Origin of the sequence: Pelagicoccus sp. SDUM812005 (assembly GCF_031127875.1) — a bacterium.
Classification (GTDB): Bacteria; Verrucomicrobiota; Verrucomicrobiia; order Opitutales; family Opitutaceae; genus Pelagicoccus.
Window position 1 is genome coordinate 1 of sequence record NZ_JARXIA010000032.1, and the last position, 26,815, is coordinate 26,815.

The following is a 26,815-nucleotide window of genomic DNA, read 5'->3' on the forward strand; positions in this document are numbered from 1 at the left end:
GAGTGGTGAATTGGTTGGATCTTGCACTGCGGCGCGTCGCAAGCGACGGCCCTACGAGGAGGGACGCCTTCGTTATGGCGAAGGGGCTTCGTCGGTTTGGTTTTTGTGTGCTTTTTCGTTTTTGGGAAACTGGTGATCGTTGCTACTTGCCGTTGACGCGTTTGCGGTAGGCGGAGGGGGATTCGCCCATGACTTGGGTGAAGGCTTTGGAGAAGTGGAAGACGTCGCAGAAGCCGTGCTCGTCGGCGAGGTCCTTGAAGGAGCGGGAACTTTGGTAGATCATGGCGCAGGCGTGCTCGATGCGGCGCCGCTTTTGGAAGGCGCCGGGGGATTCGCCGACGTGCTTGGCGAAGAGCTTGCGGAAGTTTTCGTAGCTGAGGCCGACTCGCTGGGCGGCCTCCTGGGGACTGAGCCAGCCGTGGGCGCTGGGCTCGGCGAGCAGGTGCATGCTTTCGCCGAGCCAGGCTTCGCGGGGGGAGCGTTGGGCCTCGGCTTGGGTGGCGGCCATGTCGGTGATAAGGCTGCTGAAGCGTCCGAGGGTGCGGGCCGCTTCGGCTTCGCTACGGGGGGCGTCGCCCCAGAATATTTCTTCGAGGCGGTGCTGCCAGTGGGCGACGGGGCCGAGTCGCCAGAGGGGATTGTCGGGGGAGAGGATGCCGGCTTCTTGCAGCAGCTCGAACTGGGGTCCGTGGAATACGGTGTAGATTTGCTCCCAGCGGCCGCCGGGAAGGGGGCCGTAGGCATGGGCGAGATCGGGGAACACCAGAATCGCGTCGCCGGCCTGGAAGGCGAGATCCTGCCCGTGGGCGTCGCGGTACCGTCCTTTTCCAGATCGTATAAAGATCAGCGCGTAGCTGCCCAGGACGCGCATGGACTTGGGGTTGATGCCGCGGGTGTCCTGCAGGGCTCCGACCAGGGATAAAGTGCCGATCTCGCTGCGTATGGGGGCTTTGAGCCAAGAACCGAGGCGGAAGGATGACTGAGCGGGCATATTCCCAAAATCTACATGTGAATTCCCATTACAACCATTTTCGAAGAGCTCTTTTTCAGGTATGCTGGGGGTCGGTATTAACCCCCTTTCTAGCGCCTATGAAAACGACTTACCCAATTCCGCCGCTGACCTCTTATGGCCACAAGCTCGACATGGACGAGGACAAGGTCGGCTTGTTGAAAGACTCTTCCGACGCTGCCGAAGATTTTCCGGAGCTCCGGCGTCGGCTGGCGGAGGATGGGTACTTGTACATGAAGGGTTATCTGGATCGCGACAAGGTCCGGAAGGCCCGCTCCTCGATCACTTCCCAGCTGGCGGCGGACGGCATTCTGGATCCGGCCTATCCGCAGGAGGAGGCTCGCTGCAAGCCGGGCGAGGGGCTGTGCTTCATGCCGCAGGCGGCGCGGGAAAGCGAGAGCGTGCAGGAGCTGCTTTATTCGGGTAGGCTGACGGAGTTCTATCGCCAGCTCTACGACGAGCCGATCCGGCACTACGACTTCACTTGGCTGCGGGCGATGCGTCCCGGCAAGGGCACCAATCCGCACTGCGACTTGCCCTACATGGGGCGGGGCACGCACCAGCACCTGACCTGCTGGCTGCCGTATGGAGATATCTCATACGAGTTGGGTGGCCTGATGATCTTGGAGGGCTCGCACAAGCGCATGGACATGCTGGAGCGCTACGTCTACCGCGACGTGGACAGCTATTGCGAAAACAAGCCGGAGCAGAAGAAGCGAGCGGAGGATGGTGGCTGGACCTTTACGGGTACCTTGTCGAAGAATCCGCCAGCGGTGCGTAACAGCTTTGGCGGGCGTTGGCTGACCACCGAGTTCGAGGCAGGCGACTTCCTGACCTTCGGCATGTTTTTGGTGCACGCGTCCGTCGACAACATGACGGAGAATACGCTGCGCATCTCCAGCGACAGCCGCTACCAGCGAGCGAGCGAGCCCATCGACGAGCGCTGGGTCGGCGTGAACCCTCCCGGGCACGGCAAGGCTGCGAAGCTCGGACGTATTTGCTAAATCACTACACCCCCCGATCCAGAAAGAACGTTTCCCCAAAAAAAACTATGGTTTCTTCCAACGCAAAGGTATCGAGCTCGCGTCCCCTGGGCGGTCGCATGGCAGCAGTTAAGGACATGGCAGGCTACCTGCGGGCTCTCTTCGAAGTGGAGCGCGAGTTCGTTTGCTGCGCGACCACCTTGATCTATCGAGTCGGGGACATCGAATTGAAGTACGCGCTTTGCCAGCACGTCTGGGAAGCGGCGGGGCATGCCCGCTTCATCCGCGAGCGCGGACGGGAGTTGAGCGGCTTCGGCAAGGGCGAGCAAGTGCGGACGGAGATTCGCCAGCTTTTCGACGAGGCCATCAGCCCGGAGGACGCCCTGCAGGCGGTGGCGGGTTTTTATCGCGTCTTTAAGCCGGCGCTTTTGGCGGCCTACGAGAGCTACCTGGAAGAGACCAACCATTTGGCGGACTGGCCTTCCAGCAAGCTGGTGGAGGAGTTTATCCAGGACGAGAAACGGCATGCCCAGGAAATCGAACCGTATCTGGCAGGAGTAGAGTCCGCGGCGTGGGAGAAGCGCCTGACGGCTTGCCTGCAGGCGGTGGGCGGTTGGCTGATGAAGGAGCCGGGGCTGCCTTTGCCGGAGGACTTCGTTTGGAGCGTTTCCGAAAAGCCCTACCGCCACCCGGCGACCTGCAATCGCGGCTCGTATCCCGTTTGCTCGAGCGTTTTCGGCAACGACCCGCAGGCGGACCCGATCGTGCGGGACTGGCTGGAGGATCCGCAGACGGACGCGCGGGTAGTACGCCTCATGGTTTACGTTTGGCTGATGATGGAGCTCGACGCGGTCGACTACTTGGCAACGGTTTTCTACGATACGCGGGACGCTCCCTTCGACCTGCATTTCGACCTGGCCCGCCACCTTTGGGACGAGTCGCGGCACAGCCAGTTCGGCTATCGCCAGCTGCCCAAGCTGGGGGTCGACCTGACGAAGCTGGAGCATTCCTTGGACCTGTACAACATTCTCGTGCAAATGACGCCTGCGGAACGCTACGCCATGATGACCATGGAATTCGAGGCGGGTAGCTTTCCCACCAAGGCCAAGGTCATGGACCGGGTCCGCGAGCTGAACGACTTCGAGGCGGATACGCTTTTGGCCTTCGATCGAAACGACGAGCAAGGGCACGTGCGCTACGGCCATCGCTGGTTGCCAGAGATCATGAAGCTGTTCGGCGAAACCCGTCCGGTTGCGGAATTTGTAGCGGCGACGCGGATACGTTTCGAAGCGCTTGCCGAGGAGTTCGGCGGAAAGACGCCGCATAGCTTGAGTCCGGAAGAGCGGGTAACCGGTTCGGACCTATTGGCCTTGGCCAGCAAGCAGTCTTAACGCTCGACCCCACCCATTGTTTTATGTGCGCTGCTTATTCTGACTCGTCGCCTTCGGCGGCCGTAACTTGGGGTCGCTACAGCGATATGAGGCCCTGCGAAATTGACGCTGTCCTAGCTCGAAGCCCGATAGCCTACGTGCCGTGGGGAGCTTTGGAGTGGCACAGCGCCCATGCCCCGATCGGCCTGGATTCGACCAAGGCGGAGGGAATTTGTTGGGAGTTGGCCAAGCGGACGGGCGGCGTCGTTCTTCCCGCCATACCGCTGGCTGCGAACACGATCAAGCCCTTCAAGGGCTTTCCGCACTCCATCGATATTTCGGCCGGGCTGATCACGAACTTGGCGGAGGAGATTTGCCTGCAGTTGGCGGAGGAAGGCTTTACGCTGGTGGTCCTTTTTACGGGCCACTATCCGCCGGAACAAATCGACGCCTTGGAAGCGGGAGCGGCACGGGCTCGGGCCCAGGCGGCCGGCACGGCGTTCAAGGTGTGCGCGGACAACCATTTTCTGGAGGGCGGAGACTTTTCGGCCGACCATGCCGGCGCCTACGAAACTTCCTACCAGATGTATTTCCAGCCCGGCAGCGTGAAGGTGTCGGACTTGCCGGAGCGAGCCTTGACGCTCGACGAAGACGGGATAACGGGCGAGGACCCGCGGGAGGCGAGCGAGGAGCGGGGAGCGAAGCAGCTCGAGATTTTATTGCAGAATGCCGTGCCGGCGATCGCCGTCTGGTCGAAGGAGATAAACGCAAAACGATGAATACGAGAAGACTGGGAAGAACGGAGCTGCAGGTCAGCGAAGTAGGATTGGGGACTTGGGCGCTTGGCAGCTCGGTCTACGGAGAGGTGGAGCAGGCTGCGGCACAGTCCTTGATCCAAGGCTCGATCGACCGAGGTATCAACTTCTTCGATACGGCGCCGCTTTACGGGTCGAAGACGGAAGACGGAGTGGCGGAGACGGTGCTCGGCGCCGCTCTTGGATCGCGTCGCGGGGAGGTCGTCATTTCCACGAAGTTTGGCCGCACGGCCACGGACGTGATGCCGGGCCGCTTCACGGCGAAGGAAGCCCGGCTATCCTGCGAGGCCAGCCTGCGCCGACTCGGCACGGAGTGGATCGACCTGCTGTTTTTCCATTCGCCATTCGGGCCTTCGGAGATCGACGACGGCGTTTGGGAGGAGCTCGGCAAGCTGAAGGAGGAGGGCAAGCTGCGCTCGCTGGGCCACTCGGTCTCGATGTACGAGGACACCTGCGAGATGTCGGCCGACTGGATGCGGGATCGCAAGATCGACGCGATCCAGGTGGTGCTCAGCCCTTTCAATCGCGAGACGCGGCCCTTGATCGAGGTGGCCCGGCGGCTCGACTGCGGAGTGGTGGCGCGCGAGTGCATGGCGAACGGATTTCTGAGCGGCACCATCCAGCGCGACACGGTTTTCCCGGCGGGCAGCTTGAACGCTCGCTACTCGCGGGAGGAAATTGCCCAGCGGGTCGACTACGCGGAAGCCCTGAAGGAGGCCTTGCTGGGAGGCGAGGTGAAGACCTTGCCCGAGGCGACTTACCGTTGGGTCTTGGACCAGCCTGGGGTGTCGCTGGCGCTTTCCGGGGCGAAGTCGCTGGCGGAGCTGGAAGACTCGATCCGAGCGAGCCAATTGGAGCCGTTTGCGGCGGCCACCTTGGAACGCTGCGAGGAGCTGCACGCCCAGGACTTTTGTCCCGCCTAGGAAGGGCGTTTAGGGAGGAGCGGGGGAATCCGCTTTACTGGAAAAACAACTTTTCCATGACCGGCCGCGCTGGATCGGCTAGCTTGTGCGTTATCGGCCCGTTCTGCGCCAGTCGCAGGGGCCGCACTCCTTCTTACTACGAGAGCCGTTTCGGCTCGTTTTCCAGCGGATGACCAACAGCAAAACCTCCCCCTTTTCCCAACGCCCGCACGCGCCAGTTCGTGTAGGGCTGGTCGGCGTGACCGGCTACGGCTCCGCCTACTTCGAAGCCTTGACGCGACTGGTAGATCTCGGGCGGGTGGCCTGGGGCGCGGTCACCATCATCAACCCGAAGGACACCGTCGAGCAGATCGCCTTCTTCCAGGAACGCAACGTCCCGATTTTCGGGGACTACTTGGAAATGCTGGAAGAGGGCCAGGAGCTGATCGACTGGGTTTGCATCCCGACGGGCATCGGCTGGCACACGCAAATGGTAGTGGAGAGCCTGGCTCGCGGCTACCAGGTAACGGTGGAGAAGCCCTTGGCTCCCACCTTGCAGGACGTGGCAACCATCCAGGCGGCGGAAAAGCGCAGCGGCATCGGAATCAGCGTGGGGTTCCAGTACGCCTACCAGCAGGAAACCTGGGACATCAAGGAACGCTTGCTATCCGGCGAGATTGGCAAGGTGGAACGCATCGATTGCCTGGCGCTTTGGCCCCGCATGCGCAGCTACTACGCCCGCAACAAATGGAGCGGGCGCCTGCACGACGGTCGCAGCTGGATCTTGGATTCGCCGCTGCACAATGCGCTTTGCCACCTCATCAACCTGATCCTCTTCTGGTCCGGCAAGGAGCGCGGCAAGGAGGCGGATATCGTGCGCTTGCAGGCCGAGGCCTACCGCTCCAAGCCGATCGAGAGCTACGATACGGTGCGCAGCGTCGCGACGATGGACTCGGGGATCGAAGCCGCAGTGGTGCTCAGCCACAGCACTTGCCAGCGCTACGATCCGGAGATCCGGATACGAGGGGAGAAAGGGGAAATCTTTTGGCGCTTCATCGGCGATTACGAGGTGGAGGTCGATGGGGTTCGCCGCAGCTATCCGAAGCTGGATCAGATCTCCGTACGGGACCATATGTTCGACAACGTCCTGGATCGCATCGAGGGCAAGTCCGCTCGGATTTGCACCAGCGACCTGGCGAGGGGCACCGTTAAGTGGGTCAACACGGTGCACGATACAGCGGAAATCCAGGAGATCCCGCCAGCCTACCGGAAGGCCGTTTGCGACGAAGCGGGCGAGGTCGTGGATACGGTGTGCGACTTGGAATACTTTGCCCTGCGTTCCTTCTACGAAAGGAAGAGTTTCCAGGAGCTCGGGGCGCCTTGGGCGGTCGAACCGAGCGTGGCCGACACGTCCGACTACGAGGCTTTTCTCGGGCGGTTCTGCGCCGACGCCCAGCGCGGGAAGGCCGCCCGCAAGCTCGCGAAATAGCACGCAGCGCCAATTGGTGGAAGGACCGGGGCCAGGAGACTATGAAAAGTATCGCAATGATCATTCTGGGGCTGGGGATGGCCCTTTCAGTCGCAGCCCGGGAGGGGACCTTGCTTTCGGATCAGGGATCGGGACGGGCTACCGCCTATCTGGAGTCGCCGAAGATCGTGACCTTCGAGGGCAAGACGCATGTGGCGTGGCTCGACTCCAGCGAGGAGGGCTTCCGTGTCTGTATCCGAAGTTTGGATCGGGAAAGCGGCATTTGGTCGGAGCGCTATACGATCGGAGAAGCCGAGGATAACCACGGCGGTCCGGCCCTGACGGTGGACGCCGAAGGCTATTTGCATGTCATTTACTACGCCCACCACCATCCGGTTCGCTATCGCAAGTCAGTGCGGCCCAATGACGCGTCGCAGTGGAGCGAATACATTCCTTTCGGCCGGGATCTGACCTATCCCGCCTTGCTCTGCGCTCCCGACGGAACGTTGGTGCTAGCGGCCCGGCGCAGCTACGAGGACAAGCCTTGGGAATTGGAGATGTGGCGCAAGGAACCTGACGGAGACTGGGAACGGCAAGGCGCGGTGCTGCGGTCGCGGCATGGGATCTACGCTCAGTTCGCCGCCTCCTTGGCATGGGGGGCGGATCGTCGAACCCTGCACCTTGCGACCCGTATTTACGAGTTGCCGGAAGACGAGCTGGAGCAACCCTTGACGACTGTCGGGTATTTGAAAAGCGAGGACGGCGGGCGTAGCTGGTCGCGCTCGGACGGAGCTCCGGTTTCCCTGCCGGCGACAGCGGAGACGCTGGACGTCATCGCGAGCGGTCGCGGCCGCGAGGGGCGCATCCTGAACGCAGGCTCCTTGGCGATCGGCCCCGACGGGCTTCCCTACGTGCCTTACAGCGTACGAACCGAGGACAGCAGCCAAGCGTATTTGGCTCGTCCCTACGGAAACGGAAAGTGGCGCCACCGCCACCTCAATCCCTACCTGCCAGAGGAAGTGCGGGACTGGGCCCTGTTCATGCATGGCGGCGTTGCGTTCGGCGAGGCCGGGCAACCCGTGGTCACGGCGGTCGCCATGCAGGTGGAGCCCTTGGCGCCGGACTGGGGGGATCCCAGTTCCGAAGCGGTTTGCTTTCGCTCGGAAGACGGCGGGGAGAGCTTTGCAGGAAATCTATTGGGTCGCATCGACCCCGAGACTCCGAGCTGGATGCCGAATATGGAACGGCCTACCGGCTTCAACGAAATGGGAGCGTATCCAAGTTTCGTTTACACGGTAGGGGCTCGAGGCGACAGCTTAAGCGACCGCCTCAGCAACGAGGTGTGGTGGGTTCCGACAGAGTAGCGGACGCCCAGGGCTTAGAATCGATCCCTTCGATGGGAATTCGATGGGAGAGGAAGGGCTAGGCGGGGGTCGTTTCGTTAGTCGTACTGTGTGATGAGGGAAACGCGGCGTGCCCGGCGGTCCCGCCCTACCATTTGCGAATGATCAGACGAAAAATGCTCTAGGGAGCCTTTGGTTCGTCTTCGAAAGGCCAGATGTTGTAGCGTTTCATGCGTAGCTCGAGACGGGCGTTTTGCAGCAGTTCGATTGTTTTTTCCCGGTTCAAGCGAAGGCCATCGAGGGAGGGATCGTTCGCGAGCTGGAAGGTGAGTAGGGAGAGAATTCCGATCGATTTCGCCAAGACTTCTTCGTCTACCTTTTCGAAGGTGTCTCCGAAGTCGTGGTAGAAGGCGACCGCATCGGGATCGATGGGCGCGTTCAAGGTAATGGAAGGAATCCCCTGGACGATGAAAGGCATGTGGTCGCTGCCGAGCCAGGGGGCGTTGACAACAGGCTTTGGCAAGGAAAGGCCACCCATTCCTTGGGAAAATTCCTTGAGGACTGGCATGAGCGAAACAAAGCCCATGGCATTGGCGCCGAGCGGATTGCCCACCATGTCCATGTTGATCATGGCCACGATTTCGTCGTCCTGGTGCTGCTCCATGTAAGCGTAGGAACCGAAGAGCCCGAACTCCTCCGCGTTGAACCAAACGGTTTCGATGGTAAAATGGTTTTCTGGATTTATCTTATGGATGAGGCGGGTGATGTCGTAGGCTTGGGCGATGCCGAGCCCGTTGTCCAAGGCGCCTTGGCCGAGGTCCCAGGAATCGAAGTGGGCGCCGATCACGATCTTCTTGGAGGTTTTTCCGGGCAAGGTTGCGACCAGGTTGTAGGACTCGATTTCCTTGACGATGGAGGTGGTCGCGAGCTGCACGCGGGGCTTTTCGCCGCTCTCCACGAGGCGCTTGAGCCAGTGGCCTTCCTCTTCGGTTACGGAATAGATGGGGATGGGGGAGGCGTCGCCGCTGTAGTTCGCGGTGCGGGCCAGCAGCTGGCCGCCATTCTTTCGGTTGGTCAGGAGCAAACCGACGATGCCGTTCTCCGTAGCTAAAGACTGGATACTGTCCTGGGATAGCTTTACGTTGGCAGCCAGCAGGCCGATCTTTCCCTGGGAGTTAGCGGGGATCTCCTGCTCGCTTCCCTTGCCCAGGTAGATGAGTTCGGCGGCGAAGCTCGCATGCTGGTCCACGTAGCCCATGGCGATGGAGCGCAGCTCCCGTTTGAGCGGGTGGAGCAGGGTGGCTCGGTCCTCCCGCCGCTCCCAGCCGGGAAAGGTGAAGGCTTCGCGGTGGTTGGCGATGCCGTGGGCGTCGAGGGCTTGTTCCAGCATTTGCATGGATTTCTCGTTCGACTCGGAGCCGGTGATGCGGCCGCCGTAGAGGTTGGTCATCTCCTCCAGCAGGTGGTAGGACTGGTTGTCCAGGAAGGCGGAGCCCAGCAGGCGTTCCCGCGCCAGCTCGTCGCTGGCGTTGGAAAGGGTCGCGACGCCGAGGAGCGCGGCGAAGGGTAGGAGTGCGAGTTTCTTCATAAAGCGTTTCTTAAGTTGCGATCGAGCTCGGGTCCGATCGGTTCCAGGGTGCCAGCTGCGCGGGAGCCGCTTGCGAGGGCTTTTTGCGGGAGAAGCGGGGGGCCGGCAATGGGGGCCTTGTTTTACAATATAGCGCGGAACAGGGTTTCTGGCAGCCAAGGAGCTGGTAGCGTGACGGTTCACCCCGAAATTGTACTTCGATCCTATGACCATCTCCAGACGAGACGCCCTTAAGTGGAGCGGTATTGCCCTTGCGGGCGCGACGATCTTACCCCTGTCGATGGTGGCGGGACGTACGACGCCTAGGGGCGCCGGCCGGCTATTCTTCGACAAGGAAGACATTCCGCGGATTCGCAGCAACGCCCGCTCCGAGCTTCTAGGGCCGACGTTTCGCGAATGGGCGGCGACTTCGCCGCAAGCCCTGGTCGCGGGCTGGAGCAAGTTCGCCAAGACCGGGAACATCGTTTACGACATGCGGGACTTTTGGGCGGCCTTCGAGCACAGCGCCGTGGTCTACATCGTGGAACCGACCGACGAACGCAGGGAGGCGCTGCTCGAGCATTTCGAAAAGGTCGTGGCCTTGCCCAAGTGGGACTACCTCATGGACGGGGACGAGGATATCGGCCTGCTGCGGGCGGCTATGGCAGTGTCGCGTCTGCTCTTCATAAGGGAAGCCTTGGGCGACGACTTCGGTTCGGACTTGAACGAACGTTTCCTGTCGGCCTTGGCGAGCAAGGGGGCGGTCCCTTGCTACCGGACCATTCAAGGTATGAACAATCCGGATACGGTGAAAGGGTGGCGGTACGATCCGCAGCATCCGCAGATCAACGACTTCAGCCTGGAAAACTGGCCCTATTTCCTAGGGCGAACCAATTTGCGGGGGACGAGCACGATGGGGCTCGGGCTGGCCGCCTTGGCCCTGGAGGGGCGTGACCCTCGCTGCGAGGAGTGGCTGAAGGTCGCGGTTGACAGCACCTATCAGGTCTTGAGCGAGTTTTCGCCAAACGGGAGCTACTCGGAGGGCCTGAGCTATGGGGCTTACGCGCTGCGGCTGGTGTTGCAGTTTTGCGAGGCGCACTACCGCGTCCGGGGCGACATCGACTGGTCGATCGCGACCAATTGGTCAGGCATTATCGACGACGTAGCCGTGATGCAGGCTGGGAAGAACCCGGACGGAACGCCGGACGTGGTGAACTTCAGCGATGCCCGGGCATCGATCCATCCCTGTGTGGGATCTTGGATACGGGAGCGAACAGGGGACGAGGCGGCTCAGTATGCGACGAAGCATTTCGCCTCGCCGGGCTACTTCCTCGACTATCTTTGGTATCGCCCCGCGGCTAGCGGCAAGCCGCCACGCCAGGAGCTCCTGAACTACCGTACCGATCTGGACTGGGTGATTTGCCGCAGCGGGTGGGGCGAGCAAGACGCAGTCTTGGCCTTCCGCAGCGGGAATCCCGCCAACCATGAACACGCGGATCGGAACAGCTTTTTGTACAAGGCATTCGGCGAGCGCTTGCTGAACGACCCCTTCGGGGCGGCCTACGAACGTCGCGATCCGAAGTGGACGCTGCGCATGACCAAGGCCCACAACGCGATCTTGATCGGGGGACGCGGCCACCAGTACCACGAAGGCGAGGAAGGGGTAAACGCCGGCCAGGCCAAGGCGGAAATCGTTTCCTACGTCGACGACGGAAAGCGAGTCAGCTGGACGAGCGACGCGACGCATGCCTATCGCTTGGCGAACGCGAACGTATCCAAAGTGCTGCGTACGGTGGTTTTTCTGAAGCCGCACCTGATCGTGGTGCTGGACCAGGTGGAGCTGAAGTCGGAGCGGGAGGCGGTCGAAGTGCGGTATTTTCCGGATAACCGTGACGGTTCCGCCTCGGTGACGCGTAGCAAGTCCCGCTTCGAACTGAAACGGCCGGGAGCGGCGCTGCGTGGTGGCTTTGCGGCGAATACGCCGCTATCGGTGCGAACCGACCAGCTCGACTTTTCGGAGGATTTGCTCGAAGGAGTGAGCCTCGACGGCGACAAGGAGCTTGGCGATTATCCTTTCGTAGCGGCCCGTAGTTCGCCCGCCTTGCGGCATGAGCTCTGTACGGTGATGCTTGCCCAGGGCAACGAGGTCGCGGAAGCGCCCGCTATTGAGATCAGGGGCAAGCGCAAGGCTTGGCATTTCGAAGCAGCCGGAGTGAAGGGTATTTTGGATACAAGCGGTGAAATTCCTAGAGTGAAGGGAGTCGATGAAGTCTAAGGCAGTTGTATTTACGGATCGGAACACCGTTTCCTTTCAAGACGTGGAGTGTCCGGAGCCGGCTGCGGATCAAGTGGTGGTGCGCGTGAGCCATAGCTGGATCAGCAACGGGACGGAAGGTTCCTACCTGCGGGGAGAGCGAGTGGACGGCGATACGCCATGGCGTCCGGGCGATCCGCATCCCTTTCCGATCGTCGCCGGCTACCAGAAGGTCGGCGTGGTGGAATGGGTCGGAGCGGAGGTGGACGACTTGAAGGTGGGGGATCGCGTATTCGCTTCCATCGGGAAGATCGATGGAATGTTCGAGCCGCGAGGAGGGCACGTTTCGCTTTCGGTTTGCCCGCGAGCGGCGGTCTTGAAGTTGCCCGAGGGAGTGGATCCGCTAGCGTTTTCGGGCTTGGTCTTGACCCAGGTTGGCTACAACGCGGGCATTCGTCCGCGCATCAGCCCCGGGGAGGGAGCCATCGTGGTTGGCGATGGTTTGGTCGGGCAGTGGACAGCCCAAATGTTGGCTGCGCGAGGGGCGAAGGTCGCCCTCGTAGGTCGGCACCCGAATCGCCTCGCCTACTTCAAGCAAGGAGAAACCTTCTTGGAAGAGGGGGGAAAATGGGTGGAAAAGGTCGCGGCTCTTTTTCCCGATGGGGCTCAGGTCGCGGTCGATACGGTTGGCAGTATCGCGCTTATGGATACGCTGCAGGGACTGTTGCGGCGTTTCGCCCATCTGGTTTCGGCTGGCTTCTACGGGCCGGACGACCGCTTGGAGTTGCAGCCGCCTCGCTACAAGGAGCTGTCGATCGACCTCGTATCGGGAGCGACGCCGGAGCGATTGGAGGAAACGATGAAGCTCGTGGCCGATGGCACCCTGGACACGCTCTCCTTGATCACGCATCGCTTCCCTGTGGAAGAGGCCGCCAAGGCCTGGCGCTTGATCGAGACCAAAAGCGAACCGGTAATGGGAGTGATCTTGGACTGGGAGGGTAGCCCGCGATGAAGGCCATCCAATATCAGGCAGCCGGTAAGCCGGAGCTGGTGGAGGTGCCGATCCCAAGTCCTGGGGCAGGGCAAGTTCTCTTGAAAGTGCAAGGCGTGGCGACTTGCCCGCAGTGGGATTTGCACTTGATGCGGGGCGAGTCAATGGCGCCGGGCGGTGTCATCGACTATCCGACGCCTCCAGGCCATCCGGGGCACGAAGCGGTTGGCACGGTCGCTGAGATCGGAGCGGGCGTAGAGGATTTCACCATCGGAGATCGTGCGGCGCTGTGGCAGGACCAGGGCGCCCAGCGGGATGGCTGCTACGCGGAGTATGTGTTGGCGGATATGGCCAACATCCTGAAAGTTCCCCACGATCTGGATACACAGGCCATCGCTTCCTTGGAGTTGGCCATGTGCATACAAGTTACTTTCGACCAGATCCTGAATATCGGTCCTATCGAAGGGAAGCGCTTCGGCGTAAGCGGCCTAGGCCCCGCCGGCCTGCTCGCCGTGCAGCTGGCGAAAGCCTACGGCGCCAGCGAGGTGGTCGCGTTCGATCCGGTGGCGTCGCGACGTGAGCTTGCCTTGAGCCTAGGAGCCGACCGGGCGCTCGACCCGACTGAACCGGATTGCTTTCCGCACGACCGCTTCAAGCCAGGGCGCCTGGCATTGGCGGTCGATTGCACGGGGCTAGGCGTCTCGGTGAACTTCTTGCTGAAGCGAACCCGCGAAGTGGTCGCCTTGTTCGGCGTTTTGCGGGAAGAGGTCGGCTTCGGTTTCTTCCAATGGTGCGGCGGACTGCACTTGCTGGGGTATGGAAACCAGAATCGGTTTGCGGCGGAGCGGGCGCTGCAGCATATCAAGTCCGGCGCTTTGAAGCTGTCCCCGCTCATCAGCGAGACGCTCCCCTTGAGCGAGTACCGCAAAGGCGTGGAGCTGCTGAAAACGCAGCAAGCGATCAAAATCTGTTTCACCCCGTAATCTGCAACGAAAAGAGAGTATTGTTTGAGCCCCCTTCCACATATGAAAGTTAGGATTTTTAAGATAAGTCGGTTTTTGCCTTGGGCGATCGCTGTGGCGGCCTTGCCGGCGTTCCTGCAAGGGCAGGCCCCGGAGCGCTTCCTGAGCGACGCGGAGTTGGCGATCCAGTTTCGCGAGCGCTGCGAGTACGTGATCGACCAGGTGGTCGAAAACACGGATCCCAGCAATACGAAGCGGGGAGGCATGTTTACGGTGGCGGCGAACCTGCATCGCGGCGCCAACCTGGAGTGGGCGAGGGCCCATATTCGCGAGGCGAACCAGAATCCCACGGGAGCGATGTTCTGGATGCATCCCATGGTGCTCATGATGGAAACCGGGCGCGGGGTGCTGAACGAGGACGATTGGGCCTTCATTCGCGAGTTGTGGCGGACCTATTTCCCGTATCGCGGCGATACGGAAAACCACTGGATCATGTACTACGCCAGCATTTACCTGGCCTGCGAAATGTTTCCCGAAGCCGGTCCGGAGCATTGGTACAACGGCAAGTCGTCCGCCGAAAACATGGCGGAGGCGAAGGAGTACATCAGCGACTGGATCCGCATCACCTCCTCGTATGGACAGGGTGAATACGATTCCCCGAACTACATAGAAGAGTACACGCGTCCGATGGCGTTGCTGGCTGGTTGGGCTCAGGACCCGGTCGTACGCCAACAGGGGAAGATGATGATGGACTACATCCTTCTCGACTACGTGGTGGAAAGCCTCGAAGGCCTCTACGGCGGAGCCCACAGCCGCCTCTATCCGCGCTACGCTCTGCAGCCCTCCCTCACGGCCGGCGCTGCCCACGGTTGGCTCTTCTTCAACCAAGGGGAGTACCGAGCCAACGCTGGAAATACGCTTATCGCTCTCAGTGGATACACGCCGCCGCCGATTCTCTATCGCATCGCCCACGGCCGAGCCGACAAGGCCTACGTGCAGCGCGAGCTGAAGCGTACTCGCTGGCGTCTGCGCAACGCGGGTCCGGACGCCTTTGAAATCGACGGAAAGAGCACGACACCGGTCTACAAGTATAGCTACGTGCATCCGGACTTCATCCTCGGTTCATCGCAGGGCGGTCTGTTGCAGCCGATCCAGCAGCAGACTTGGAGCTTGATCTGGCGGGAAGAGGATGCGTCAGGAAAAACGAATACAATGTTCGGCCTGCAACCGTACTCGTCGCCCCTCGAAGGCACGATGTACTTCCCCTCCGATTGGGACACGGTCACCGATCTGATCGCTCGCTCGAAGGTGGACTACGATTCGCCCGATAAGCTGGAAGGCGGATCGCCCTACGAGCACGTGTTCCAGGACGAATCGACTTTGATCGCCCTGTACGACATTCCCGAAGGAGCTCGCTTCCCCTTGATCCACACCCTGTTTTCCCGCGATTTGAAAAATCGGGTCGAGGACGAATCCGGTTGGATCTTCGGACAAGGCGGGCCTGTGTACGTCGCCTATCGCCCCTTTGCTCCCGGCGTTTGGAAGGAAGTGGACTGGACCGGGCTGCTCAAGAGCGGGGCGGGAGCTTGGTTTAGCACGAACTTCGAGGAACTGGCTCGCGGAAGCAAAAGCTACGTGAGCGAATCCTTGAAAAATGGATACATCGTGGAAGTGGCTCCGGTTTCCGAGTTCGCCTCCTATGACGGGTTCATGCAAGCGGTACGGGCGCTGCCTTTGGAGTACAAGCTGGAACCGAGTCCCTCGGTGAGCTTTACCAACCTCGACGGGAAGCGATTGACCGCGAGCTATGGTGAGCAGCTCACTGTCGAGGGCCGTGTGGTCGACCCGACGAAATGGAAGCTCTTCGACGGTCCTTACTCTCAGGCCGAGCGGGAGAGCGAAAAGCTCGAAATCCGTTTCGGTCCGGAGCGATACACCTTGGATTTCAAAACCCTCAGCGCGGAAACGAAAATTCTAGAATCCGAATGAAGCATCCACTTTACACTCTAGCGGCAGGCGTCGCGGCATTGGCCTTGTCGGCGAGCGCGCAAGGAACGGAAGAGCAGCAAATCTTCGCGGCCTTGGCGATGACCAAGGCTCAGGAATCCAGCCCGATCCCCACGGATTCAGGCGTCTTTCTCTACGAAGCAAGTTCCGGAGAATGGGTCCGCACCGGACCGGTGATCCAAGCGATCAACAGCATTGAGACCGACCCGTCCAACCCGCAGCGCGTATTCCTCGCCTGCGGCAACGGTATCGTGCGGTCCCTAGATGGCGGGGAAAGCTGGAAGATGACCTCCGGTTGGCGAGAGAGCGATTTCACCAAGATCGCCATCGACCCGGTCGATGGGAGCAACGTGTATGCCGCATCGGTCTGGGGAGTCAGCGTCAGCCGCGATGGCGGCGAGACTTGGGCTCCTGCGAATCGCGGCCTGGCACAAAAGTATTCCCGCACCATCATCGTAGACGAACGTAAGCCCAAGCGATTGCTGCTCGGTACGGCGGACGGCATTTACCAAAGTAATGACGGAGCGAATACATGGAGGCCGATTCGCAGTTCGCCGAAGTTGACGATCTTGCGTATCGCTCGCAGCGAGGCGGATTCGCAGCTATGGATTGCCGGAACCGAAGGACAAGGCGTGTATTTGTCTCGCAACGACGGAAAGAGCTGGAGCCAGTCGGCTGCCGAACTCGCCGATCGCAATATTTACGCGGTGGCGGTCGATCCCTACGATGCCAACAACATGGCTGCGGCCGGATGGGGCACGGGCGTTTGGGTTTCGCGGGATGGCGGCAAGAGCTGGCAAGCGAGGGGCGATGGCCTGCCTTCGCAAAACGTGACTTCCATGACCTACGATCCCAAGCAGAAGGGACGCCTTTGGGTGTCCACCTTCGAGGAAGGTACGGTGTATTCGGATAATGGAGGCCGGGATTGGCAGGACGGCGGCCTCTTCGGGGCTTACGTTTTCGACCTGGGAACCATTCCAGTGGAGTAGGCTGCGGTTTCAGAAGCGATGAACAAACCAGTCTTTTTCGATCTGCAGGTTAACGGATTTGCAGGCGTTGATTTCCAGTCTCCTGAGCTGACGCTTACTGGCATGCAAGCGGCGGTGGCCGGCCTCGAGCGGCACCGTACGCATGGCATCCTTGCGACGCTGATAACGGACTCGGTCGAGGCTCTCTGCCGCAAGCTCGAGAATCTGGAGGCCTTGCGGAAACAGGATTCTCGCGTAGCTGCCATGGTCAAGGGCTACCACTTGGAAGGGCCTTGGATTTCCACGGAAGCGGGCTTCCACGGAGCCCACTCCAAGGAACTGGCCTGTCCCGCGCGCTTGGAGGATTTCCAACGGCTCTTCGACGCCTCCGGTGGAAATTTGAAACTGATCACCCTTGCCCCTGAGGTGGAGGGGACGATCGAGGCAATCTCGTCGGCAGTGACGCAGGGGGTGCGTATCGGGCTAGGCCATACCAACGCGGGCGCGGATTCGATCGACGCAGCAATTCAAGCGGGGGCCACTTTGGCGACCCATCTAGGGAACGCGGTGCCTTTGGAGATTCATCGCCATGACAACGTCGTCCAGCGCTTGCTCGCTCGAGACGAGCTGATCGCTTGCCTGATCCCGGACAAGATCCATTTGCCGGCGTTTGTCTTGCAAAACTTCTTCCGAGCCAAGCCTCAGGGGAAGGTCTTTTTCACGACGGACTGCATGGCCGCTGCAGGCATGCCGCCAGGACTGTATTCATTGGCAGGATACGAGCTAGAGGTAGGCGAAGACGGAATCGTTCACCTGCCGGGAGACGATCGTTTCGCGGGATCGTCGCTGACCATGGATGCGGCCTACCGAAACGTCATAGATTGTTTGGGTCTGGAGGAAGGTGCTGCGGAAGCGATGTGTTCCAGCCTTCCAGCGGAGCATTTCGGCATCCGCGTGCAGGCCCCCGATTGCTAGCAAGAAATTACAATGAACAAACTGCTTAAGGAAATGGACAGCGGAAAGCTGAAGCTCGGCGTATATGCGTCGCGGAGAGATATGGGCGAGGCTGCGGCCGCCTATGTAACGAGCCTGCTCGAGGACCAGCTAAAGCAAAAGGAAGCGCTGCGCATCGTAGTGGGGAGCGCACCTTCGCAGGACGAGTTTTTCGCTTCGCTGACGAAGCCGGAAAATCGCGACCGCGTGGATTGGTCCCGTATCGAGGTTTTCCATATGGACGAATACATGGGGCTGTCGGCTAGCCACGAACAGAGCTTTCGCCGCTACCAGCAGGAGCACTTCCTGAAGTTCGTATCCGTGAAAGCCTTTCACGAAATCCGCGGCGAATGCGCGGATCCCGAGGAGGAGTGCGCCCGCCTGAATCAACTGCTGGCGGAAAAGCCGATCGATCTCGTCTGCCTCGGCTTCGGAGAAAACGGGCACCTTGCCTTCAACGATCCTCCGGCTCCGTTCGACGAGCCTCGCTGGGCGAAATTGGTAAGCTTGGATGCCGCATGTCGGCAGCAGCAAGTGAACGACGGTTGCTTTCCGAACATAGACGCGGTGCCGACCCAGGCCATCAGCTTGAGCATGCGCGTGTTTAGGGAGGCCCGTTTCTTGAGCGGTGTGATTCCTGCGAAGACGAAGGCCAAGGCGGTCGCAGCAGCGGTGCAAGGCCCAATCGGCGAACACTGTCCCGCGACGCTTTGCCGTATCCACGGCAACGCGCGCTTGTTCTTGGAACCGGACTCAGCCTCCTTGCTGAAGTTCTAGGGAGCTGCCGTTAGGAACCGGCAGCGACCCAATAGAGGCTGCCGACGATCGAAGCTACGCAGAGCCAGCCTGCCGCAAACCCGATGACCGAGCGCTTGCTGGGCAGGCTGAGCTCAAACTCCGAATTGGGGAAGAGGGTCTTGCGTGGGAGGGTGGCGACTCCCTCGGGAAGGGTGCAAGGCGGGGCGTCGTTGTTCTCCTCTTGCAGGACCGGGGTACGCTGCAGGGCGTAGTAGCGCTCCAGCTTTTCGCTGGGAGTGCGTTGCGTGCAGAGGCTGGTGACGATGCCCACCAGGAAGCCGATGCTCAGGTAGAGGGTCATTTGCCACGGGAGGTAGACGGCAGGTCCGGCCTCGCCTTCGACGACCAAGCGGACGTTCTCTGCGAAGTCGAACTGAGAGAGCCAGTTGGCGAAGAAGGCTTGGGAGGTAATCCACCAGACCATGAGGGCGGAAAGGGTCGAGGTCCACGCCGCGGCGGAAGTCGCCCGGCGCCAGAAGAGCCCTAGCCAGAAGGCGATGCCCATCATGGGGCCGATCTTCCAGAGGAACTCCAGGCCTTCGATAACGTCGGAAAGCGAATAGGCGTAGATCACGCCGAGCAGCACTACCAGCACGGACATGATCCGGGCGGCCCAGAGGTAGTGCGTATCCGACATCTTGGGACGGAAAGGTTTGTAGATGTTTTCCGTGAAGAGGGCGGAGGCCGAGATCATGAAGGAGTCGCAAGAGCTCATGACGGAGGCCAGCAAGGTCGCGATGAAGAGTCCCAGCATGCCTGGCATGATCTGCGGGAAGAATTCGCGCGAGAGCATACCGTAGAGGTGGTCAGGATTGATTTGCTGTCCGGTATAGTATGCGATTCCGGCAAGGCCGGTTAGGCACCAAGCGACGGTGCAGAACCGTTTGGTGAAGCTTCCCACCACGAAACCGAACTGGCCTTCCCGTTCTGTCTTGCCCGCCGCGCAACTCGAAAGGATGTGAGGTTGGGTGACGATTCCGATCAGGCCGTTGACCGCAATGGCAACGATGTAGAAGATCCCGATTTCGCTGGGGGCAACCAGCGAGAACACTTGCGGATCCGCGATGGTCTCACGCACTCCCTGCAGGCCACCCGTGGCGTTGAGCACGAAGGGCAGGAGGAGGAAGGAGAAGATGATGGTCATGATCCCTTGAACGAAATCGGTGACGATCGCTCCCCCTAAACCGCCCGCTGTGCCGTAGGCCACGAAGAGGATGGTCATGGCGATGATGGCGATGCCCGGGGAAATGCTGCCGCCGCTGGCTCCCGAGATGACGGCGCCGGATCCTTTGAGCATCAGACCAATGGTTGTAACCATCATTCCAATACTGATCAGGGAATACAGCATGGCTACGCTTCGATTGTAGCGAAGCTCGAAAATGTCCGCGGTGGTTAGGGCCCGGAAGCGCCGCATCATGGGAGCGATCAGCCAATAGAAGGGGGTCCCGAAGAGATAGAGCCACTGGTACCATATTCCGGAAAGCCCATTGGTATAGGTTTTGGAGGCCACGCTGACAGCTTGGTCGGAATGGGTACCGGAGCCGAAGGCATGCATGGTCATCATCCATTTTCCGAAGCGTCGCGGCATGATAAAGTCGCTCATGCCTTTGATCTTTCGCATGGAAAGAGTACCGAGCAGGGTGACTGCTACGAGGTAGACGATGAGGACGAGGAGATTGAAGAACCCGATTCCGAGCATAGTATTTTAGATGTTCGCGTTAGCGTATTCGATGAGAGAGATGGTATCGACTAGGAACTTGAATCCGTAGCCGCTGAGCTCCAGCGTGGAGGGAATTTGAAGGTTTCCGGTGTATTCAATTTTCCACAACTCGCGGTTGTTCGATACTAAGATGCTATCGGAATCCGTAAGCTCCTTGGCGGCTTCAGCGTTTTTCGCGTTGAGGGATTGGATGCCCGGGAAGGCTCGTGCCAGGACTCTGCGGATTGCTGCCCGATCATCCCTGCTGGAACCGGTGCTGACGAGGCGAGCGATGGGGGACTTGGCCTCGCTTCCGATGATGAATTGGGCCGCTCTCACTTCAGGCGCAACCAGAGACAGCGGATCCAAGTAGTGGAGCTTGCCGGAACTTTCCCATTGCAGCCAATGATCGAAGGTGACCGAACTGTCTGGCGTGGCGACCAGGTCCTCGTTGAGGAACGCTGTCGATACGTGCAGGTGGGAGGCCGTAACCGATTTGAGGTTGTCGGAGCGCTTTATGGTTCCCAGGTTTTGACCCAGCTCGACCGCACTGCCTACGGGAGCCGCTTGGCTATCGATGTGGGAGTATTGGACGAGGAAGCGGTATCCCTGCGATTGGTAGTCGCTGGCGACGATAAGGGTGTCGCCCACAAGATCATCGAAGCGCCACAGCACGCGGCCGCGCAGCAGGGTGGAGACCCCGAGACCTTGCAAGCCCGCTTGGAACGGTCGCGTATCCACTTTTTGGGCAAGCGCGAAGTCGAGGCCTTCGTGGGGACCGCCTCCGTAGGAATCGTAGCGGGTTTTAGAGGTGTCACCCCACCAAATGTTAGGGCTGGCGAATTCCATGCCCGGGCGGATGACCCATTTCTCTACCGTTGGTTTCCCCAGTTTTTGAATACCGGACGTGAACTCCTTGCCGATCGCGCAGCGGAGCGCCTCTTCGTTGAGTTGGATGAGGGAAGACATTCGCTTAGGCCCTTCTGCGTTCCGAGCTAGTCCGAGTCCGCTCGATGCGAGACTCCGGGAACTCCAGGGTGAGGTGCGGGATGAAGAGCGCGTTGATGAAATCGTTTTGGAAGGATTCCTGGGCGTTGAGCTCCACCCATTCCAGCTTGTCGATGAGGGAACGCACGGTGTGCTTGGCGTTGCGGTCGATCGCGTAATGGATGGCGCCTTTGAGAGACGCGTTGCCGCAGGGCGAAACCTTTTTGGGATCGAGCGGGGGGATGAGCCCGATGTCGATCATGTCCGGTACGCGCACGCGCTTGCCGAAGTTGCCGGCGAGGTGGAGTTGCACGATATCGAATACATCGATTCCCGCGACCTTGGCCATGGTGATGATACCGGAAAACACGGCTGCCTTTGCCTGCAGGAAGTTGCTGATGTCGTCCTCGCTCAGGTACACGTCCTCGGTGAAGGCGTAGACGCGTTGCGATTGGCCCAGCAGTTCTCGGGTTTCGACCTTATCGTGTCGACGAGTGTAGCGCCCCTTCTTGCGTAGGATGCGAGCGCGGTAGGCCGCTGCCACGAAAGAGATGATGCCGGATCCGCAAAGTCCAATGGCAGGCTGGTCTCCGATGGTCGAGTAGCGGAGTTCTCCGCCTTCCTCCCAGACGTGGTCGATGGCTCCGGGGATGGCGCTGACGCCGCAGGGGAAGCCGCCGCCTTCGAAGGAAGGGCCAGCAGGGACAGCGGTGCAGAGGAGCCGCCCTTCGCTCTTGAAAGCCATTTCCGCATTGGTTCCAAGGTCTACGAAAAGCGTATTGTCCGGCAGGCTTTCGAAATCCAACAGGGTGAGACCGCTGATGATGTCGCCGCCGAGGTAGGCGCTTTGGGAAGGAACGAACTCCAGCTGCCTTCCCGGTAGGCGGTAGTCGGCGGCCGGGCGAGGCGAGGGAGCGAAGTCGACTCCATTGAAGGGCCAGCCACCCATTCCCGTGGGATCGAGACCGAGCAGGATATGGATCATTGGCGAATTTCCAGAGAGTACGGTGTTTAGTACTTGATCGCTGGATACACCGTTGTCGCGTAGGAGCGACTTAAGGAGAGGGGCAAGCGAACGCTTTAGGCCCAGCTCCTGCATCTCGGCGAGCAATTCCGGTGTATGGCAAAAGGCGATACGCGCGACTAGGTCTTCGGAGTAGGCGTATTGACCGTTGAGCCGCCCCCGGGAGTCGACCAGTTCGCGCTTCTCCAGATCGATCAAGGTGGCAGCCAAGGTGGTGGTGCCGATATCGACCGCCAGGGCGTAGCATTTGCGGTTCTCCCCTTTGGCGATGCATTGGGCTTGGCCGTCGAAGCAGGCCAGCTCGACTGGGCCTTCGAAGTCAGAGCTCGTGGTTCCGTCGAAGAAATGGGGAGCAAGGGTGAGGCCCTGCGGCAAGGCAGATTCGATGCGCTGGCGGTTGGATCGATTCGGATGCTCTTCGGAAGGGGGCACCGTAACGCTCTCGCAGGTCCAGCGGGGGGATTCGCAAATGAGGCCGTCCTCGATGGTGCTCAGGTCGATGGAAATGTTGGCGCTGGAGGCGGCCGACTCGGGAACGGTGATGTCGTAGGACCCCGCTTCGACCTCGGTCTGGCAGGCCAGTACGGGCTGGCCATCGAGAATGACGCGGCAGGTCTTGCAGGAACCGTGTCCGCCGCAGGACATCTTGAGGGGAATGCGCTGCTCCCTCAGGTGAGTGGAGAGGGTGCAAGGCGTGGCTATGTCGACTTTATGCATCAGCTTACTTTGCCTGTGCGGCTTCGAGGGCGCGCTTTTCGGCTCGCGTTTCCTTGATGTACTTCATGCCCAGCTTGTCGGCGCCGGTGACCGTATCGGCAGTGAGCATGGCCCATTTGAGTGCGGGGTGGGTGATGTCGGTGATGGGCGCGTTCATTCCGTTGTAGATCGCGATCGCGAGGTAGTAGGCGTCGAGCGTCTTTCGCTTGGGCATGCCGAAGCTTACGTTGGAGGCGCCGAGGGTGATATTCGCGTTCAGCTTCTCGCGAATAAACCGCATCGTATCCATCGTACAACGACCCGCTCCGACATCGGTGGCGACGCCGATGGCGATGCAGTCGAAGATGAAGTCGTCGATGCCAAATCCGTACTTCTTGCCTTCCTCTAGGATCTTGAAGGCGCAATTGAGCCGGCCTTCCGCGGTGTAGGGAATGCCATCGTCGTCCGCTGTCATCGCTACCATGGCGGCGCCGTGCTTCTTGGCGATGGGGAAGATCTCGTCCATCTTTTCCTGCTCGCCGGAAATGGAGTTGATCAGGCAGCGCCCTTCCGCCTTTTCCAAGGCGGCGTCGAGGGCGGCGGGATCGCCGAAGTCGATGGAGAGCGGGCAATCCACTCGCGAGCGAATCGCGGTAACGGCGATGGGAAGCAGCACCTTTTCCGGGATGTCGAGCCCGACCATGTTGACGTTGATCACGCCTGCTCCCGCTTCGTATTGGGCCACGGCTCGGTTGACGACTTCGTCCCATTCTCCGCGAGCCACGGTTTCGCGAACCTTCTTGTAGCCGAGGGCGTTGCAGCGTTCGCCGATGACGACGGTGCGACGATTGGGGGCGATGCGCACGCGGTGCGATTTCGAGGAAATGATGGTGGTAGGTATGTTCGTGTCCGACATTGGAGTAGGGTTTAGAGGCTGAGGTTAAGTAACGGTATTCAGGGAACGGAGACGGGCTTGCCGGGCACGATCTCGGATCTGGAGTAGAAATTCGTCGATAAGGTGGGGCGGCATGCCAAAGTTCATGGTGTGCACCCCAGCGGCGCCGTGTTCGGTGACGCCTTCGGCGATCTCGAAGGCCCAGTCGAGGGCCTTTCGCTGGAAATCTTCCGACTCCATGATGCGGCGCAGGGATTCGTCGACGTAAACGCCGGGCAGGCGGCAGAGCACTTCGAAGGCCCGGCGGCTTCCAACGAGGGGGATGGAAGGGATGGTGAGCTTCGGTTCGTTTTCCCGCCCGGCTCGCAGCTGCTTGTACCACTCCTGAAAAGTGGGAACATGGGTGATGGCCTGCGTCTGGCAAAAGCGGGCGCCTGCCTGGCGCTTGAAATGGAGCCGTTCCACGCTGATCGGCATCGGCGTCGAGAAGGGATTGGCGGCGCAGCCGAGATAGGGAGCGACGCCCAGTCGCTGTTGGAAGTCTTCGAGCCGCGTATTGGCAAAATGGATCATTTGGGAGCTATCCATCGGAAACCAGCTTTGCTGGTCCACTTTTCGATCCTTTTGCGGGAGCCAATCGCCGGTGAGGAGGAGGAAGTTCTTGTGTCCGCTGCCGATGGCTTTCTCTAGCTCACGCAGGAAGTCGTCCGCGTGGTGGTCCCTGCCGCAAAACTGGATGATCGATTCGACCTGGTAGGCTTGCACGACCTCGGCAGTTTCCATCGACGAAAGCGAGGGGATGCCGCCGGCGTTGGTCGTGGTGTTGACGGCGTCGACGTGGTCGGCCACGCGTTCCATAATCTTGTCGACGCGGTTTAGCCCTTTGGCGGTCAGGGGAGAGGCGATCTCAAGGGTGACCACGAACTCGCCTCGATACATTTTACGGGCGAGACGTGAGCTCGCCGGAATCTCGCTGGTATCCACGAAGTCCTGCGGAAGTCGCGTTTTCCGGTCTTTTCCGTTAACGAAATTAACGTAGCTAGCTGTATTCAAAAGCTTGGGATCCGGGGGAAGGTGGATGCCGTCTTGCTTTTGCGTCTTCTTTTTTTCGATACGCGTCCAGACGCATTCGATTTCTGGGATCACCTCGCACTTTCCGTCCAAGGTTCCGCCGCAAGGCCCGTTGCGCAGGCCTTTGGGGCAGTTCATCGGGCAGATGAGCTTGGTATGCGTGAGGATGCATTGGCCGCAGGTTTGGCAGCCAAACGCTTTCTCCTTAATCCACTTTTCGACCGTGTAAATCATCTAGGCTGAGATGCCGAGGGCCTTAAGATCGGCCAGGGCTCGCTTGGCGGCGATGACTCCATCGGCGGCCGAGTCCGCATAGTAGTCGGCGTCAATCTTGTCGCAGAACTTTTCGTTGATGGGAGCTCCCCCGATGAGGACCTTTACGGTATCGCGCATGCCCTCGTCCTTGAGGGCCTGGATGACGCGCTCCATGTAGTTCATGGTGGTGGTCAGCAAAGCGGACATGCCGACCATATGGATGTCGTTTTCCTTGAGGGCGGCGATGAACTTCTCGACCGGGACGTTGACGCCTAGGTCGAGGATCTGGAAGCCGGCTCCCTCGAGCATCATGCCGACCAGATTCTTGCCGATGTCGTGGATGTCGCCTTTCACGGTGCCGAGCAATACACGGCCGACGGGCTTGGCTCCGGTCTTCGCGATCAGCGGCCGCAGGATCTTGAGGCCTTCGCTCATCGCTCGGGCGGCGATCAGCATTTCCGGGACGAAGAGCTGCTTTTGGGCGAAGCGGTAGCCGATGACGTCCATGGCGGGGATCATCGCTCGGTCGACGATTTCGCCCGGCGGGATATCGTCCTCGAGGGCTTCCTGCACCAGCTCGACGACATCGTCCTCCTCGCCCTCTTCGATGGCTTCGGCGAGTTCGCGCAGGATCGGTTCCAAGCCTTCCTCGTAGGTGGGTTCCGTGTCGACGACGATTGCTTCCGTCTCCTGCTTCTTCTGCTTGAAGATAGGGCGTGTAGGCGTCCAGTTCTTGTAGTCCTTTTCCAAACACGCCCGAACTGCGTCGATATGCTCCGGCGGGCAATCGTAGGCGGCGACCCCGGTACCCAGGATGAAGCCCGGGTGGTCCCAGCACTTGTTCAGGATATTCATGGTGAAGTCCTGAATCTTGTCGATGGGACCGAGGTGGAGAAGTCGCGGGTCGACGTTGACGCGCATGGGAAGGTTGTTTTCCAGCGCCTTCTTTTTGAAGAGCTCGATGTCGCCCTCGAAGTCGCAGAGGATCTGGGTCGTATCGGTATCGATGATGGCATCGAGGATCGGTGTGGTATCGCCGCCGATAATGAGCGGGATTTGCTTCGCTCCAGCGGCCTTCAGTTCCGGAATGAGGATGCGTTTGTAAACTTTGGATACAATTTCCTGGAAGATCTGCGGAGAGCAAAGCGGCGGCATGGCGCGCGAATCGAAGATGATGGGATCGATGCCGATATCGACGAAGGCCTTTCCGAAGGCAGCCGCGACCCGTGCCGTAAACTCCATGAGTTTGACCGTGTACTGCGGATCCTGCATGGTCATGACAATGAAGTTTTCAGCTCCCATCAGTTCGGAGGCGAGGGAGAAGGGGCCGGTGATGGCGCCGCGAATCTTGATTTCATGCCCCAGCTTGGCGTGCAGTTTCTTGGCTGCCTCCAAGTAGAGCGGCATGCGACCGTCCTTCGTGGGATCGGGGATGCTGAGCTTGTCGATATCGGAGAGTTTCTTGATGGGAAAGTCCTCCACGCCCGGCACGTCGGGGGAGTCGTCGAAGTAGACGATCTTGCAGCCGAGGGCTTCGGCTTCGACGTTGTAGACGTCGATTCCGACGGTGAGGAAATCCGGCTTGTAGCGTTCGTACTCGGCTAGCAGGCCTTCGACCAGCAGGTCCGGATCGCGGCAAATTTCCGAGGGGGTCTTGCCGATCAGGAAGCCCTTGTGCTCGTAGATGGCGGGGCAAAAGGGGATACGCTCGCCTATCTCCATGGATAGGACTTTGTTCATGAGTTCTAGGCTATTCAT

The 26,815-nt window shown here is 60.2% G+C and carries 21 protein-coding genes; 13 read left to right on the forward strand and 8 right to left on the reverse strand.

Annotated features, from left to right (window positions below; genetic code table 11):
- Window positions 1-142: 142 nt before the first annotated feature.
- On the reverse strand, window positions 143-991 hold the full coding sequence (locus QEH57_RS23420; protein WP_309009233.1) for an AraC family transcriptional regulator: 849 nt from the start codon (window positions 989-991) through the stop codon (window positions 143-145).
- A 98-nt stretch (window positions 992-1,089) separates the two neighbouring features.
- On the opposite strand from QEH57_RS23420, the gene QEH57_RS23425 reads away from it, so the two are divergent.
- The 6 genes from QEH57_RS23425 to QEH57_RS23450 all read left to right on the forward strand — a co-directional run bounded on the left by QEH57_RS23425 (window position 1,090) and on the right by QEH57_RS23450 (window position 7,911).
- On the forward strand, window positions 1,090-2,013 hold the full coding sequence (locus QEH57_RS23425) for a phytanoyl-CoA dioxygenase family protein (RefSeq protein ID WP_309009234.1): 924 nt from the start codon (window positions 1,090-1,092) through the stop codon (window positions 2,011-2,013).
- A gap of 47 nt (window positions 2,014-2,060) precedes the next feature.
- Window positions 2,061-3,383, forward strand: coding sequence for a DUF455 family protein (locus QEH57_RS23430; protein ID WP_309009235.1), 1,323 nt, complete (start codon window positions 2,061-2,063; stop codon window positions 3,381-3,383).
- An 86-nt stretch (window positions 3,384-3,469) separates the two neighbouring features.
- Window positions 3,470-4,141, forward strand: a complete 672-nt coding sequence (locus tag QEH57_RS23435; protein ID WP_309009236.1) for a creatininase family protein — start codon at window positions 3,470-3,472, stop codon at window positions 4,139-4,141.
- Window positions 4,138-5,100 carry an aldo/keto reductase gene (locus QEH57_RS23440; protein WP_309009237.1) on the forward strand — a complete coding sequence of 321 codons (963 nt, stop codon included), beginning with the start codon at window positions 4,138-4,140 and terminating at the stop codon, window positions 5,098-5,100. The genes QEH57_RS23435 and QEH57_RS23440 overlap by 4 nt, the downstream gene beginning before the upstream one ends.
- 169 nt (window positions 5,101-5,269) lie before the next feature.
- A complete protein-coding gene (locus tag QEH57_RS23445) occupies window positions 5,270-6,568 on the forward strand; it encodes a Gfo/Idh/MocA family oxidoreductase (protein ID WP_309009238.1) in 1,299 nt (432 codons plus the stop codon).
- A gap of 41 nt (window positions 6,569-6,609) precedes the next feature.
- Window positions 6,610-7,911: a BNR-4 repeat-containing protein gene (locus tag QEH57_RS23450; RefSeq protein ID WP_309009239.1), complete on the forward strand. Its 1,302-nt coding sequence runs from the start codon at window positions 6,610-6,612 to the stop codon at window positions 7,909-7,911.
- Window positions 7,912-8,071: 160 nt separating this feature from the next.
- On the opposite strand, the gene QEH57_RS23455 is transcribed toward QEH57_RS23450, so the two are convergent.
- Window positions 8,072-9,478, reverse strand: coding sequence for a M28 family peptidase (locus QEH57_RS23455; protein ID WP_309009240.1), 1,407 nt, complete (start codon window positions 9,476-9,478; stop codon window positions 8,072-8,074).
- 205 nt (window positions 9,479-9,683) lie between these two features.
- Between QEH57_RS23455 and QEH57_RS23460 the strand changes: the two genes are divergently transcribed.
- Genes QEH57_RS23460 through QEH57_RS23490 form a run of 7 tightly spaced genes read left to right on the forward strand, consistent with a single transcriptional unit; the run spans window position 9,684 to window position 18,409 of the window.
- Entirely contained in the window at window positions 9,684-11,732 is a 2,049-nt protein-coding gene (locus tag QEH57_RS23460) for a heparinase II/III family protein (protein ID WP_309009241.1), read from the forward strand.
- A complete protein-coding gene (locus QEH57_RS23465) occupies window positions 11,722-12,723 on the forward strand; it encodes a zinc-binding dehydrogenase (protein WP_309009242.1) in 1,002 nt (333 codons plus the stop codon). The genes QEH57_RS23460 and QEH57_RS23465 overlap by 11 nt, the downstream gene beginning before the upstream one ends.
- The gene (locus QEH57_RS23470) at window positions 12,720-13,685 is read left to right on the forward strand and encodes a zinc-binding dehydrogenase (protein WP_309009243.1); all 966 of its coding nucleotides are present in this window, start codon (window positions 12,720-12,722) and stop codon (window positions 13,683-13,685) included. The genes QEH57_RS23465 and QEH57_RS23470 overlap by 4 nt, the downstream gene beginning before the upstream one ends.
- A 42-nt stretch (window positions 13,686-13,727) precedes the next feature.
- Window positions 13,728-15,653 (forward strand): hypothetical protein, encoded by a 1,926-nt coding sequence (locus tag QEH57_RS23475; RefSeq protein WP_309009244.1) that lies wholly within the window; start codon window positions 13,728-13,730, stop codon window positions 15,651-15,653.
- Entirely contained in the window at window positions 15,650-16,660 is a 1,011-nt protein-coding gene (locus QEH57_RS23480; RefSeq protein ID WP_309009245.1) for a hypothetical protein, read from the forward strand. The genes QEH57_RS23475 and QEH57_RS23480 overlap by 4 nt, the downstream gene beginning before the upstream one ends.
- 18 nt (window positions 16,661-16,678) lie before the next feature.
- A complete protein-coding gene (locus tag QEH57_RS23485) occupies window positions 16,679-17,614 on the forward strand; it encodes a hypothetical protein (protein WP_309009246.1) in 936 nt (311 codons plus the stop codon).
- A 12-nt stretch (window positions 17,615-17,626) separates the two neighbouring features.
- A complete protein-coding gene (locus QEH57_RS23490) occupies window positions 17,627-18,409 on the forward strand; it encodes a 6-phosphogluconolactonase (RefSeq protein WP_309009247.1) in 783 nt (260 codons plus the stop codon).
- A 10-nt stretch (window positions 18,410-18,419) separates the two neighbouring features.
- Here the strand turns inward: QEH57_RS23490 and QEH57_RS23495 are convergent, their stop codons facing one another.
- The 6 genes from QEH57_RS23495 to QEH57_RS23520 are packed head-to-tail and all read right to left on the reverse strand — an operon-like array spanning window position 18,420 to window position 26,815.
- Window positions 18,420-20,129, reverse strand: coding sequence for a sodium:solute symporter family protein (locus QEH57_RS23495; protein WP_309009248.1), 1,710 nt, complete (start codon window positions 20,127-20,129; stop codon window positions 18,420-18,422).
- 6 nt (window positions 20,130-20,135) lie between these two features.
- Window positions 20,136-21,098 carry a hypothetical protein gene (locus tag QEH57_RS23500; RefSeq protein ID WP_309009249.1) on the reverse strand — a complete coding sequence of 321 codons (963 nt, stop codon included), beginning with the start codon at window positions 21,096-21,098 and terminating at the stop codon, window positions 20,136-20,138.
- A gap of 4 nt (window positions 21,099-21,102) precedes the next feature.
- Window positions 21,103-22,857 carry an ASKHA domain-containing protein gene (locus QEH57_RS23505; protein ID WP_309009250.1) on the reverse strand — a complete coding sequence of 585 codons (1,755 nt, stop codon included), beginning with the start codon at window positions 22,855-22,857 and terminating at the stop codon, window positions 21,103-21,105.
- A gap of 4 nt (window positions 22,858-22,861) precedes the next feature.
- Window positions 22,862-23,752 carry a dihydropteroate synthase gene (locus QEH57_RS23510; RefSeq protein ID WP_309009251.1) on the reverse strand — a complete coding sequence of 297 codons (891 nt, stop codon included), beginning with the start codon at window positions 23,750-23,752 and terminating at the stop codon, window positions 22,862-22,864.
- A gap of 24 nt (window positions 23,753-23,776) precedes the next feature.
- Window positions 23,777-25,036, reverse strand: a complete 1,260-nt coding sequence (locus tag QEH57_RS23515) for a methylenetetrahydrofolate reductase C-terminal domain-containing protein (RefSeq protein WP_309009252.1) — start codon at window positions 25,034-25,036, stop codon at window positions 23,777-23,779.
- Window positions 25,037-26,815 carry a uroporphyrinogen decarboxylase family protein gene (locus tag QEH57_RS23520; RefSeq protein WP_309009253.1) on the reverse strand — a complete coding sequence of 593 codons (1,779 nt, stop codon included), beginning with the start codon at window positions 26,813-26,815 and terminating at the stop codon, window positions 25,037-25,039. It abuts the gene before it with no gap.